The 13,379-nt window shown below is 57.2% G+C and carries 14 protein-coding genes; 13 read left to right on the plus strand and 1 reads right to left on the minus strand.

Annotated elements, in window-relative coordinates; translation table 11 throughout:
* Positions 1-89: 89 nt before the first annotated feature.
* The 7 genes from ACR0EV_RS08725 to ACR0EV_RS08755 all read left to right on the plus strand — a co-directional run bounded on the left by ACR0EV_RS08725 (position 90) and on the right by ACR0EV_RS08755 (position 7,266).
* Positions 90-1,220, plus strand: a complete 1,131-nt coding sequence (locus tag ACR0EV_RS08725) for a bifunctional 2-C-methyl-D-erythritol 4-phosphate cytidylyltransferase/2-C-methyl-D-erythritol 2,4-cyclodiphosphate synthase (RefSeq protein WP_480799732.1) — start codon at positions 90-92, stop codon at positions 1,218-1,220.
* Complete coding sequence (locus tag ACR0EV_RS08730) at positions 1,217-1,714, plus strand: phosphatidylglycerophosphatase A family protein (protein ID WP_480799733.1); 498 nt, start codon at positions 1,217-1,219, stop codon at positions 1,712-1,714. Before ACR0EV_RS08725 ends, ACR0EV_RS08730 begins: the two co-directional genes overlap by 4 nt.
* Positions 1,711-2,178, plus strand: coding sequence for a CinA family protein (locus ACR0EV_RS08735; RefSeq protein WP_480799734.1), 468 nt, complete (start codon positions 1,711-1,713; stop codon positions 2,176-2,178). The genes ACR0EV_RS08730 and ACR0EV_RS08735 overlap by 4 nt, the downstream gene beginning before the upstream one ends.
* Before the next feature lie 204 nt (positions 2,179-2,382).
* Positions 2,383-3,564: an ammonium transporter gene (locus ACR0EV_RS08740; protein WP_480799735.1), complete on the plus strand. Its 1,182-nt coding sequence runs from the start codon at positions 2,383-2,385 to the stop codon at positions 3,562-3,564.
* Positions 3,565-3,701: 137 nt separating this feature from the next.
* Entirely contained in the window at positions 3,702-4,382 is a 681-nt protein-coding gene (locus tag ACR0EV_RS08745; RefSeq protein ID WP_171183461.1) for an orotate phosphoribosyltransferase, read from the plus strand.
* Between the two features lie 225 nt (positions 4,383-4,607).
* Positions 4,608-6,098 (plus strand): replicative DNA helicase, encoded by a 1,491-nt coding sequence (locus ACR0EV_RS08750; RefSeq protein ID WP_171179946.1) that lies wholly within the window; start codon positions 4,608-4,610, stop codon positions 6,096-6,098.
* Positions 6,099-6,219: 121 nt separating this feature from the next.
* Positions 6,220-7,266: a Hint domain-containing protein gene (locus tag ACR0EV_RS08755; RefSeq protein ID WP_480799736.1), complete on the plus strand. Its 1,047-nt coding sequence runs from the start codon at positions 6,220-6,222 to the stop codon at positions 7,264-7,266.
* 37 nt (positions 7,267-7,303) lie between these two features.
* Here ACR0EV_RS08755 and ACR0EV_RS08760 read toward each other — a convergent pair whose 3' ends face one another.
* Positions 7,304-7,843, minus strand: coding sequence for a GNAT family N-acetyltransferase (locus tag ACR0EV_RS08760; RefSeq protein WP_480799737.1), 540 nt, complete (start codon positions 7,841-7,843; stop codon positions 7,304-7,306).
* Between the two features lie 240 nt (positions 7,844-8,083).
* On the opposite strand from ACR0EV_RS08760, the gene alr reads away from it, so the two are divergent.
* The 6 genes from alr to ACR0EV_RS08790 all read left to right on the plus strand — a co-directional run bounded on the left by alr (position 8,084) and on the right by ACR0EV_RS08790 (position 13,376).
* Positions 8,084-9,118 carry an alanine racemase gene (gene alr / locus ACR0EV_RS08765; RefSeq protein ID WP_480799738.1) on the plus strand — a complete coding sequence of 345 codons (1,035 nt, stop codon included), beginning with the start codon at positions 8,084-8,086 and terminating at the stop codon, positions 9,116-9,118.
* Entirely contained in the window at positions 9,115-9,897 is a 783-nt protein-coding gene (locus ACR0EV_RS08770; protein ID WP_480799739.1) for an MlaE family ABC transporter permease, read from the plus strand. Before alr ends, ACR0EV_RS08770 begins: the two co-directional genes overlap by 4 nt.
* Positions 9,894-10,640, plus strand: coding sequence for an ABC transporter ATP-binding protein (locus ACR0EV_RS08775; RefSeq protein WP_480799740.1), 747 nt, complete (start codon positions 9,894-9,896; stop codon positions 10,638-10,640). Before ACR0EV_RS08770 ends, ACR0EV_RS08775 begins: the two co-directional genes overlap by 4 nt.
* 67 nt (positions 10,641-10,707) lie before the next feature.
* Positions 10,708-11,904 (plus strand): adenylate/guanylate cyclase domain-containing protein, encoded by a 1,197-nt coding sequence (locus tag ACR0EV_RS08780; protein ID WP_480799741.1) that lies wholly within the window; start codon positions 10,708-10,710, stop codon positions 11,902-11,904.
* An 86-nt stretch (positions 11,905-11,990) separates the two neighbouring features.
* On the plus strand, positions 11,991-12,443 hold the full coding sequence (locus tag ACR0EV_RS08785; RefSeq protein ID WP_480799742.1) for a paraquat-inducible protein A: 453 nt from the start codon (positions 11,991-11,993) through the stop codon (positions 12,441-12,443).
* Between the two features lie 150 nt (positions 12,444-12,593).
* Positions 12,594-13,376 carry a DNA repair protein gene (locus tag ACR0EV_RS08790; protein WP_480799743.1) on the plus strand — a complete coding sequence of 261 codons (783 nt, stop codon included), beginning with the start codon at positions 12,594-12,596 and terminating at the stop codon, positions 13,374-13,376.
* The last annotated feature ends 3 nt before the right edge of the window (positions 13,377-13,379 follow it).

Raw genomic sequence — 13,379 nt, forward strand, 5'->3', positions numbered from 1 at the left:
GTGCCTATTTTTTAATCGTTTTACCTTGGGTGATTGCCTCTGCTTTCACCGCCGCCTAAACACAGCCTAGACGAAGGAGCGCCCGAGACATGACCACAGCCGCCATCATAGTCGCCGCAGGGCGCGGATTGCGCGCCGGAGGCGGCGTGCCCAAGCAATGGCGCAGCCTTGCGGGACGTCGCGTGGCCGACTGGACGATCGAACAGTTTCGCGGGCAGGTGAATCACATCGTTCTGGTGCTTTCTGACGAAGACACCCCCGCATGGGAAGAGTTTCGCGACACTGATCTGATCCTCGCCTCGGGCGGATCAGATCGGTCAAGCTCGGTACGCAGCGGATTACAGGCTTTGGAAGGTCTGGGTGTGCAACATGTTCTGATCCACGACGTGGCCCGCCCTTGTGTCTCATCGCGCATCATACAGGACGTGCTGACCGCGCTGGAAACGCACCAGGCGGCCGCGCCGGGGCTTGCTGTCACGGATGCGCTGTGGGTTGGGCAGGACAACGCTGTGAGCGGCACGCAGGACCGTAATGGCCTCTACGCCGCGCAAACACCGCAGGGGTTTCACTATGATGCTATCACTGCTGCCCACGCGGCCCATTCGGGCGGGGCTGCGGATGATGTGGAGGTCGCCCGCGCGGCAGGGCTCGAAGTTTGTATCGTCCCCGGCGACGCGGACAATCTGAAGATCACCCGACCCGAGGATTTTGCCCGGGCGAAACGGATAATGGGAACGGATATGGATGTAAGGCTTGGCAACGGGTACGACGTGCACCGTTTTGGTGACGGGGATCATGTTATCCTGTGTGGCGTGAAGGTGCCTCATGGGCGCGGATTGCAGGGGCACTCGGATGCAGATGTTGGGATGCATGCCGTAACCGATGCGATCTATGGCGCTTTGGCGCAGGGGGACATTGGTCAACACTTCCCGCCCTCAGATCCGCAATGGAAGGGTGCAGCCAGCGAGATTTTTCTGCGCCATGCGGTCGAGCTGGCGGGGCAGATGGGATACCGCATTTCGAATGTCGATTGCACCTTGGTCTGCGAATATCCAAAGATAGGCCCTCATGCCGCTGCCATGCGCGCTGAAATGTCTAAAATCATGGGGTTAAGCGCAGATCAGGTCTCGGTCAAGGCCACCACATCCGAGCGTTTGGGCTTTACTGGTCGCAGCGAAGGGATCGCCTCGCTCGCCACAGCCTGCCTGGTGAAGGCATGACCGCTGCACAGGTGATCGGCACAGTCGGTGGTGTCGGCTATTTGCGCCCTGCCCCAGGCACCTGGGGATCCCTGGCGGCGCTGCCGATGGCTTGGGTGTTGCATACGCTGGGTGGGTTTCCCCTGCTGGCACTTGCAACACTGGCCGTTTTTGTTGGCGGCCTTTGGGCAACCCGCGTGATGACCGAGGGCCAAGATGATCACGACCCGTCAGAAATCGTCGTTGATGAGGTCGCAGGCCAGTTCATCGCGCTTTGGGCGATTTCTTACCCGTCCTGGGCCCATGGGATCGACATTACCGCCCTTTGGCCCGGCTGGGTGGCTGCGTTCATCCTGTTCCGCTTGTTCGACATCACCAAACCCGGCCCCGTTGGTTGGGCCGACAGGCGCGGCGATCCTATGGGCGTTATGCTCGACGACGTCATCGCGGGCGTTTTCGCAGCCATCGGCGTGATGGTTCTTGCAGGAATTGCTCACGGAGTTCTGGGCCTGTGAACGTGAGCGAGTTGTTGGATCTTGCCAAGGCGCAGGGCATGATGATCGCCACGGCTGAAAGCTGTACCGGCGGAATGGTGGCCGCTGCCCTGACCGATATTCCCGGCAGCTCTGCTGTGGTGGACCGGGGCTTTGTTACCTACACCAACGAAGCCAAACAAGACATGCTGGGCGTTCTGGCCGCGACCCTGACCGCTCATGGCGCTGTATCCGAAGAAGTGGCCCGCGAGATGGCCGACGGGGCGCTTCGACACTCACAGGCGCAGCTTGCCGTGTCGATCACGGGCATTGCCGGACCGGGCGGATCCGAGTTCAAACCGGAAGGGCGCGTGTGTTTCGGACTGGCCCGTGATGGTCGGAACACGCAGACCGAAACCGTTGAATTCGGCGCGTTGGGTCGGGATGCTGTGCGTCTGGCTGCGCGGGATCACGCGTTGGATTTGCTCAAAGACGGGCTTTCATAAGCGCCCATTATTTAGGCGCATCGCACAAAAGGCTGCTAAAACTGTCATCTCTTGTGCAAAAGGCGACATTTTAAGCGCCTTTTGCAAGTCTGCCTCTTTTTTCCTCACTCCTCCTCCGTTTCAAGGCTGCGCACACACTCACAAGGGTCCGGAGAGCTGCCGAACAGCCCCCCTGACCAAACGCAGGGGAAAGGAGAACGGCCCATGAATGGAGCCGATACAGCCTGGATCATCGTTGCAACCGCACTGGTCCTCTTCATGACATTGCCGGGCCTTGCCCTGTTCTATGGTGGGCTTGTACGTGCCCGAAATGTGCTCAGCGTGTTCATGCACTGCTTCTCAATCGCCTGTTTGATGAGCATTCTGTGGCTCGTAGCAGGCTACTCTATCGCCTTTGGCCCCGGCGAAAGTGGCGTGTGGGGTGGTCTGGGCAAAGCGTTCCTGAACGGTGTGGATGCCGACAGCCTTGCAGGCACCCTGCCCGAGATCCTGTTCTTCGCCTTTCAGATGACCTTTGCGATTATCACTCCGGCGCTGATTGTAGGGGCCTATGTCGAACGCGTTGGCTTTGGGTTCGTCCTGACCTTCTCGGCCCTCTGGATGCTTCTCTGCTACGCGCCGGTGGTCCACTGGATCTGGGGCGGCGGGATGCTGGCTGATGGCGGTATTCTGGGTGAGATTGGTGTGCGCGACTTTGCGGGCGGCATCGTTGTCCACGAAACTGCGGGTCTGGCCGCTCTGATCATCGCCGTCATACTTGGCCCGCGCCGCAATCGCACCACACCGCCGCACAACCCCGGTTATGTCATGGTTGGTGCAGCAATGCTGTGGGTCGGTTGGTTCGGCTTCAATGGCGGATCACAGCTGGCCGCAGATGGCGGCGCCGCAATGGCCATGACCGTCACGCATCTGTCCGCCGCAACCGCGTCGCTGACCTGGGCCCTGTGGGAACGTATCCGCTTTGGCAAGGCTTCGATGGTTGGTCTGGTCACAGGCACCATTGCCGGTTTGGCCTCGATCACACCGGCATCCGGCTTTGTGGGTCCGGTACAAGCGCTGATCATCGGTGCGGTCGCCGGTGTCCTGTGTCAGGAAGCCGTCAGTGTCATCCGCAACAAGCTGAACATCGACGACACGCTAGATGTCTTTGCGGTGCATGGCGTCGGCGGCATTTTCGGCACCATCATGATCGCTGCGTTTGGCCTTGGCACATGGACCGCGCAATTGGGCGGGCTGGTGATCGTGGGTGCCTTTACGGCAGTTGTCACGATTGTTTTGGTCAAGGTGGTTGCACTTCTCACCCCGCTTCGCGTAGACGCCGAGACCGAAACAAACGGGCTGGACCTGTCGGTGCACGGGGAACGCGCCTACGATATGAGCAGCTAAGCCCACCTTGGCGCTCTGCCCGAAAGGGCGAAAAGCGGGCCTCTTGGGGGTCCGCTTTTCTTTTGCGACCCTCTCGACTCCGGGCCAGCGCTCGGGCTATCAGCCCGCAATGTGTATTCAGCCCCGAGGTTTGCGCCATGATCCCCAGTTCCTTTCCCGACAGCACCGAAATCGCCCGCCTGACTGCGCGGATGCTGCTGGAGATCAAGGCCGTTCATTTCAATGCGCGCGAGCCGTTCACGCTTGCCTCGGGCCTGCCCAGCCCGACTTACATCGACTGCCGCAAGCTAATCTCTTACCCGCGTATCCGGTCGACCCTTATGGACTTCCTGACCGTGACCGTGATGCGCGATGCCGGGTTCGAAGCGTTCGACAACATCGCAGGTGGCGAGACGGCAGGCATCCCCTTTGCTGCCATGGTGGCGGAACGCATGGCGCTGCCCATGACCTATGTGCGCAAGAAACCTAAAGGCTATGGTCGCAACGCCCGCATCGAAGGCGCGATGAGTGAAGGCGAGCGTGTGCTGCTGGTCGAGGATCTGACCACTGATGGTGGCAGCAAGCTGTCTTTTGTGGACGCGATCCGCGAAACCGGCGCGACCTGCGGGCATACTGCGGTGATTTTCTACTATGGTATTTTCCCCGAAACCGAAAAGACACTGGGCGACCACGGCGTAAAGCTGCATTCGCTTTGCACATGGTGGGACGTTCTTGCCGAGGCCAAGGCGCAGAAAGCCTTTGACCAAGAGACACTTGACGGTGTCGAGGCGTTCCTGAATGACCCACGTGGCTGGCAAGAGGCCAATAAATCCACGTAAACCTCTTGTGGGCAAAATGGGGATAAGTGAACAAGAATCGGGGCACGGGCCACGATATCTGGTGACTTTTCCCTCAGTTCATACATAATAAGCTACGCATACGCAGGTGTCCAAACGACACGGAAAGTTATCCCTAGGCTTTACCCCAACTTAGCCACAGGTATTTCCAGATAGCTTGCGGTGGCGTTTCGCGTGTAAAACCCCCTAACGGGCAGCGGGGACAAGATGAACGAGATCAGCAGTATCGAGCAGGCAGCAGCACAGATTCAAAACGCGGAAACCATGCCGCATTCAATCGAGGCCGAGCAGCAATTGCTTGGCGCGATTCTGACCAACAACGATCTGTATGACCGGGTGGCTTCGATTATCGGGGCCGAGCATTTCTATGATCCGGTCCATGCCCGGATTTATGAAGTCGCCGCCGCCCGTATCGCCAAGAATGCGCTGGCCTCGCCCGTCACACTGAAATCGTTTATGGGCGAAGATGAGGGCCTGAAAGAACTGGGCGGTCCGGCCTATCTGGTCAAGCTGGCCGGAGCCTCGATCAGCGCCTTTGCGGTGCATGACTACGCCCAGATGATCTATGACCTCGCCATTCGGCGTGAGTTGATCCGACTGGGCCGCGATATTTCGGACAAGGCCGCGCGGGTCGAAGTCAGCAGTGAGCCAAAAGAACAAATCGTCGAAGCCGAGCAGCAGCTCTATCAGCTATCCGAGCAGGGCCAGACCGAACAAGGTTTTCAATCCTTCCTCAAGGCGGTCACAGAAGCCGTCAACGTCACCAATGAAGCCTACCAGCGTGGTGGCGGCATGGCGGGGATTTCCACCGGTCTGGCCGACTTGGACAAGCAATTGGGTGGCCTGCACCCCTCTGACCTGATCATTCTGGCCGGGCGTCCGTCGATGGGGAAAACCTCACTGGCGACGAACGTGGCGTTCAACGTGGCCAAAGCCTACAAACGCGGCCAAAAGCCGGATGGATCAGAAGGCGCGATCGACGGTGGTGTTGTGGGCTTCTTCTCGCTCGAGATGAGCGCCGAGCAATTGGCGGGCCGTGTGCTGGCTGAAGCGTCCGAGATCTCCAGCCACAAGATCCGTCAGGGTGACATGACCGAGGCCGAGTTCCGCCGCTTCGTCGATGCGGCCAAGGAACTGGAAGCCTGCCCCCTATTCATCGACGACACGCCTGCCCTGCCGATATCACAGCTTGCCGCCCGCGCGCGGCGGTTGAAGCGAACCCACGGGCTGGACCTGCTGGTGATCGACTATCTGCAGCTTTGCCGCGGTATGTCCGACAACCGGGTGAACGAGATTGCTGAGATCTCGATGGGCATGAAAGCCATCGCCAAGGAATTGAATATCCCGGTCATCGCGCTGTCACAGTTAAGCCGTCAGGTAGAAAACCGCGACGATAAGCGCCCACAGCTGTCGGACCTGCGGGAATCGGGCTCGATCGAACAGGATGCCGACGTGGTGATGTTTGTATTCCGCGAGGAATACTACAAAGAACGCGAAAAGCCCGGCGATCACGAGCTGGAAAAGATGGAAGAGTGGAAGCAGGCCATGGAACGCCTGCACGGCAAGGCCGAGGTCATCGTTGGAAAGCAGCGCCACGGTCCGATCGGAACGGTCGAGCTTTCGTTTGAAGCCCAGTTCACCCGTTTTGGCAATCTGGTTAAACCCTGGCAGCAGGGCGGCGAGATCGAGGGATACTGATCACACTGCTTCTGACAATGGGTACGCCGCTGGTCGAACTGGTGGCGTAGCTTTCATGCTGTGTTAAGGTAGGTAAAGGTAATTTGCACAGCACGCTCATGCCGGTCGGAGGCCCCGAGTTTTGCCCGCGATCATCTCGGAAATCAGATATCGGAACGGTCCGAATTTTGCGCCGGACGGGGATTTCATCGAAGTCCGTGTGCCGACCGGAACCGATGTCACCGGGCTTCAGGTTGATGTCTATAACCCTAATGGTTCAGTGCGCAGTTCCACAGATGTCGACACGGCGACAATGACGACCGTGGGCGGCTTCGACTATTACGTGGTCACGGCCCGTATCAACAGATTGGGCGCGGTCTCATTGTCTGACAACGGTTCGGTTCTGAGCTTTGTGTCTTTCGATGCGCAGGTAACGGCCACCCAGGGTCCAGCAAACGGTCAAACCTCAACCCAAATCGGCAGCAATGGCACAGATGACACGTCTTCGTTGTCCTCAACCGATGGGGTGAATTTTGTTCAGGATCCAAATCCAAGTCCCGGCGCCCCCTGTTTCACCTCGGACACTTTGATTCTTACCGATCAGGGTGAGATCCTCGTTCAGGATATCGAACCCGGAATGCGCGTCATGTCGACCAACGGCACGATGGAAACGGTGCGCATGCGCCTGTCGCGAACCCTGCGACACGCAGATCTTTTGAAGAAGCCGGAGCTGCACCCGGTCTGCATCATGGCGGGTTCGTTGGGTCATGGCATACCGCGCCGCGACCTGCTTGTATCGCGTCAACATCGGATGTTGGTCCGCTCGGCCATTGCGCAGCGAATGTTTGCGACGCGGGACGTTTTGATCTCGGCCATCCGATTGACCGAGTTGCCTGGCATTTATGTCGACGATTTGGCGACCAAAGTGACTTATCATCACCTCGTTTTTGACCGTCACGTTGTTCTGTTTGCCGAAGGCGCGCCAAGTGAAAGCCTGTTCACCGGACCAGAAGCGTTGAAATCGCTTTCACTAGAAGCGCAACAGGAACTGCTCACGCTGTTCCCGGCCCTTATCAGCGATCAAGAAATGACACCTGCCTGCCACATCCCCAGCGGACGGCGGCAAAAAACACTGGTTGCCCGCCACATACGCAACAGCAAAGCGATGATCGATCACCCTCTGATCTAACGGGAAATCCCGTTGGGCGGCTTAATCATATGGCAAGTCACCAAAGCGTTGGGTTACTCAACGCAGCCACGCAACGCGATGGGCCTGTCAGTGGCGTCAGTTCCCGGCCGTTCAACGCTTGCCCCAACCACCCATGCGGGTGGCTCAGCGACAGAGGCGGTTGAGCAGTGTCCTCAGTAATCTGCTTGAACCCCGTTTTACAATAGTACCCCGGATCACCGTAGGTCAGAGCCACATCCACACCTTTGGCACGCAGTCGGTCCAGCCCGTAGGAAATCAACGCTTGGCCAACACCTGTTTTCTGGCTGCCGGTCCGAACGGCCATCGGCGACAGAATGAACACAGAACGCGTATCCTGTGGATACACGACCCGAGAAAAGATGGCGCATCCCAGCAACTCGTGATGGCGATGTGCTGTGCACACGACCAGATCCTCAGGTGGGGTGGTTTCGATCAGGTCTTGCACAAACGCGCCGATCAGCGCGCCTTCATCCTCTCCTTCGGACGCTGAAAAAACATCCGCAAACAACTGAACCAAAGTAGAAGGATCCGGTGTTAGCCCCGTCGAAAACTCCATGATTTCCGCACTCCTACTGCCACAGTCCCGAATGAGTTGCGATGGAACGATCACACTCGCAAAATCGTTTTAACACCAATGTGAAGACAATCACAAAACAGATCCCGCACAGCAACAAACCGCCAAAATGTCTTGGTTTTCGGCGCTTTTCGTCGATTGCGGCAACGTGGCGACGGAATACGCTACGGAAATGCACCATTCCCTCTTGACCTTGGACGGCGCAATGTCATGAACAGTGCCATGAGTACTGCACGTTTGACGATCAATCTTCAGGCGCTGGCCAGCAACTGGCGGGCGCTTGATGCGAAGACCGGGGTTGAAACCGGGGCCGTGGTCAAGGCCGATGCCTATGGGCTGGGGGCCGGGCCGGTCAGCGATATGCTGGCAGAAGAAGGCGTTCGCAAGTTCTTTGTCGCTGCCGCAGAAGAAGGTGCCGCCGTGCGCGAGGCGGTGGGACCTGGCCCGATGATCGGTGTCTTCTCCGGGCATATGGAAGGCGACACAGATCTGCTGCGTGCGCATGATCTGACACCGCTGATCAACTCGGCTGAGCAGTTTAAGCGCCATGAACAAGCCCTGCCCGATCACGCATTTGGCATTCAGCTGGACAGCGGCATGAACCGTCTGGGGCTGGAGCCCGCCGACTGGGCCGAACTGCGCCCAAAGGCCGAGGCTTTGAATCCGGCGGTGGTCATGTCTCATCTGGCCTGTTCCGACGAGCCGGATCACCCGATGAACCAGCAGCAACTCAAGACCTTTCGCGAGATGACCGAAGGCGTCACCGCACCGCGTTCTCTGGCCGCGACCGGAGGCACATTTCTGGGGCCAGAGTTCCATTTCGATTTCTGCCGTCCGGGCATCGGTCTCTACGGTGGCCTGCCCTTTGCCGGTGCCAAACCGGTTGTCACCGTTGATCTGCCCGTCATCCAAGTGCGCAAACTGGAGGTCGGCGAAACGGTTGGCTATGGCAACAGCTGGGTGGCGCGCCGCCCGTCGCGGATCGCCACCGTTTCGGCTGGGTATGCGGATGGCCTGCATCGCGCAATCGGTGGTGGGATTGACACGTTTGCCGGAAACCAGCCCTGCCCGGTGGTCGGTCGGATTTCGATGGACCTGATCACCGTGGATGTGACCGATCTGCCCCATGACCCGGAACGCCTGCGTATTCTCAACGGCCATCAAACCGTCGACGATCTGGCCGAAGCTGCCGGAACGATTGGGTATGAGATCCTGACATCCTTGGGCAATCGCTATTCGCGAGGCTATGTGGAATGAACCCGATCGCAGCGCTTGGAGGGCTGGGCCGTGCTGTGCTGAGCCTTATGGCGGCCTTTGGCCGTGTCGCATTGTTCGCGCTTGATGCCATCTCGCACATTCTGCGCCCACCCTTTTATCCGCGCGAATTTGGCATGGCGCTGCTGAATATCGGCTGGTTGTCCCTGCCCGTGGTTGGCCTGACCGCGATCTTCACCGGCGGCGCATTGGCGCTGCAGATCTACGCTGGCGGCGCGCGTTTCAACGCCGAGGCGGTGGTGCCCCAAATCGTCGCCATTGGCATGGTGCGGGAGCTTGGCCCGGTGCTGGTCGGCCTGATGATTGCCGCCCGCGTGACCTCATCCATCGCGGCCGAGATCGCCACTATGAAAGTGACCGAGCAGATCGACGCATTGGTCACGCTGTCGACCCACCCAATGAAATACCTGACCGCGCCCCGCGTGTTGGCCGCGTTGATTACGGTGCCTGCACTGGTTGCAGTGGGTGACATTATCGGCATTGCCGGAGGCTACACGGTTGCCACACAAAACCTGGGCTTCAACCCGGCGGCTTATCTGAAAAACACCGTGGATTTCCTTGAAACCCGCGACATCGTCTCATCACTGGTCAAAGGCGCGGCCTTCGGTCTGATCGCGGCCATCATGGGCTGTTACTATGGCATGAACTCCGGTCGCGGCGCACAGGGCGTGGGCCGTGCTACCAAAGGCTCAGTTGAGGCCGCAGCTGTGCTGATCCTGGCCGCAAACTTCGTTCTCACAGGGGTATTCTTCTCGCTATGATCCGGATGGAGAACGTACATAAAGCCTTTGGCGACAACCGTGTATTGCAAGGGCTTAATCTTGAGATCCCCAAGGGCACCTCGATGGTCATCATCGGTGGGTCGGGCACCGGGAAATCGGTGGCGCTGAAATGTATCCTTGGCCTGATCCACCCCGACAGCGGCATGATCTATGTGGACGGCAAAGACGCCAGCAAGGGCGACCGCGACGCGTTTCTGGCACGGTTCGGGATGCTGTTTCAGGGGGCGGCCCTGTTTGACTCACTGACCGTCTGGCAGAACGTTGCCTTCCGCCTGCTCCGTGGTTCTCTGAAACGTCCGACCGAAGAAGCACGCGAGATCGCCATCGAAAAACTGCGCCGCGTGGGTCTGAAATCCGACGTCGCCGACCGCTTTCCGGCAGAGCTGTCGGGCGGGATGCAAAAACGTGTCGGCCTTGCCCGCGCCATCGCCGCCGAGCCCGAGATCATCTTTTTTGACGAACCCACCACCGGCCTCGACCCGATCATGTCCGGCGTCATCAATGATCTGATCCGCGAAATCGTGAACGAGATGGGCGCCACCGCGATGACCATCACCCATGACATGAGCTCGGTCCGCGCGATTGCCGACAACGTCGCCATGCTGCACGGAGGCGTCATCCAATGGACCGGTCCCGTCGGGCAGATGGATGCCTCGGGCGATCCTTATGTCGAGCAGTTTATCAGCGGGAGTGCAGAGGGGCCGATTGAGGCGGTTCGGTGACAAATAACTGTCGCTCAATTAGATGATTTCGAGTAAGTGTTAGACACAATCAATTTTGAGCATCAACATGGTCGACACCAAAAAAGTTGACTCCATTGTAAATTGGCTAATTGCTGGCGCTCCGCCGCCCAAGTCAATTGAAGAATTGTTACTAGAATGCGCTGCGCGACTTGCCGATGCAGGAGTGCCACTGTCTGCATGTGTTGTAAATGGATTGTTCGTTCATCCTCAGATCAGAGGCATTCGCTACAGTTGGACTCGAGAAAAAGGCGTACGAAGACGCACCTTTGACCATTCGTTTATGAAATCACCAGAGTTCTTGGAAACACCTTTGTCCTCTATGGTTGAAACTCGCGAAGAGATCCGCTTCCGTTTCTCACCAGATCGGTCACAGTTTTCATCTCGTTTCCAAAAAGCTTACAAAGACTTGGGTTACAGCGACGTTTTGATTCTCCCGCTAATAAATGTAGACGGCTCTGCGACTGGGAACATTGAGTTCTCAACCAAAGAAGCTGATGGCTTTACTATGACGCAAGTCAAGGCTTTGAAAACGCTTTGCAATCCTATAGCTAGGTTGAAAGAATATCACACTGAACACTTCGACAAGAAGTTCGTTTTGGAGTCTTATGTTGGCAGAGAACCATCCAAGAGAATCTTAAACGGCAAAGTAAGTCGAGGCGAAGGCGAAGTAGTGACTGCGGTGATATTGTTCGCCGACCTTTCAGGCTTCACTCAGATTGCCAACACATCCAACTACGAGCAGGTTCTTGCGACCTTAAATCTGTTCTTTGAGATTATTGGAAGGAACGTAGAAAAATACCAAGGCGAAATTCTCAAGTTTTTCGGAGATGGAGTTTTGGTAATTTTTAGATCCACTTACTCAAAAGACGCTCAAAAAGCAGCTGCTCAATGTGCTCTGGCGGCGGTTGAAGATACACAAAACGACATAAACGAAGAGTTTTCAGAGACGCGAATTTTCTTCAAATCGTCCCTTCACGTCGGAGAAGTTTTTCTCGGCAACATCGGAACAGAAACAAGGCTGGATTTCACCGCAATTGGGCCAGCGGTGAATTTGACCGCACGAATGCTGGAAGATGCGACCAAACAGGGCGTCAATATGGTATGTTCTGCTGCCTTTCACGAGTTGCTAGAAAACGTGGAAACATCTGGGATCGAAAGGGAGCTACGGGGTTTTGACGAAAAGCAAAAGATGTACCTAATTGAGGAATACTCGATCCCAGCAACTTGGAAATGGCTGTCCTGACCCCGAAAAAGCGAGTTCTATTAACAGCTGGGTCGCCAACCAACCTTGATGTTTCTCAGTGATTAGCCACACTCAACTTCGAAACCATGACCCTCCGCCTCGCCACCCTCTCGCTCCTGATCCTCTACCCCATCGCGTGGTTCGCTCCGCTGATGCGCGCGGGGTTCCTGCCGATCTTCGGCCTTAGCGAAATCAGCGTTATCACCGGGCTGCAATCCCTGTGGAAATCCGACATTTTCCTCGCGCTGATCGTCACCATCTTCGCCCTCTTCGCCCCCTACATCAAAACCATCGGCACCGCACTGATCCAATGGGACCTGCTGGACGCGCGCGTCCAACCTGCGCTGAATATCCTCGGCAAACTGGCCATGGCCGACATTTTCCTGATCGCGCTTTACATCACTTTGGCCAAGGGTATCTCTTACGCCACCATCGAAACCGCATGGGGTCTCTACCTGTTCACGGCCTGCATTCTGGCTTCGATCGCGCTTGGCCATATTACAGAGATGACATCTGGTTCACGAAAAGCTCAGACCTAATTGATTGAAAACACATATCTAAGTATCATCTTTATATTTCGAGCAGTTAAGATTTGTAGTTTTCGGGTCCGCAGCGGATCGCCCTAAGTTGTTTGATCTTCCTCCGCTTCGGCCCGGTGTGTTCCGGTTTGAAAAAGGAGTTCGACGATCATGGCCGCCCTCCACAACATCACATTGCAATGTCAGAATGCCTTTTTAAGATTGACTTTTTTACTGATCTGCATGGCGGCCCTGCTGGCCGTTTTAACCACGATTTTATCCGCTTTGGGCGTATTGCCCTGGCTTTCGATGCAGGCCGGATTCGGCGACGGTCCGGCAACGGATGCCGGGATGTTCATCCAGATCGGGTTGACCGCACTGATTCTCATGCTGGCGTTTTATCTGCCGGCAAACGCGCGAATGATGGCGTTGGAAAACAACCATCGCAAATTTGCCCTCAACATGCATGACATCGCGAACGCGTATCAGATGGCCCATGCCGCTGACCGAGGCGGGCTGTTCATGATGTCGTCCGAGTTCGACGCGGTCAAAGAGCGTATGGCGTTTCTGCGCCAGCACCCTGACCTGCAATCGCTGGAACCAGAGATTCTGGAACTGGCCGCGCAGATGAGTCAGATCAGCCAGGAATTGGCCGAGACCTATGGCACCGCGCGGGTTGAACGTGCGCAGATGTTCCTGCAACAACGGCAGCAAGAGATTGAGCTGTTCCAGCAACGTTTGGAAGAGGCTCAGGTCATCCAGAACGAGTTGCGCCAATGGACGCGCGACGTGGAAATGGAAGAGACCATCGCCAAGTCGCAACTGGCACGCCTTCGCGATGAACTGTTCGAACTGTTGCCCGAACTGTCGACCCAATTGCAGACACCGCGCAAAGACAGCACCTCAAAGGCGTCCAGCGTGGTTGCGATGTCCCCCCCTCGGGCGGCGGAATAGGCG

This window comes from Ruegeria sp. CF8 (assembly GCF_056537285.1).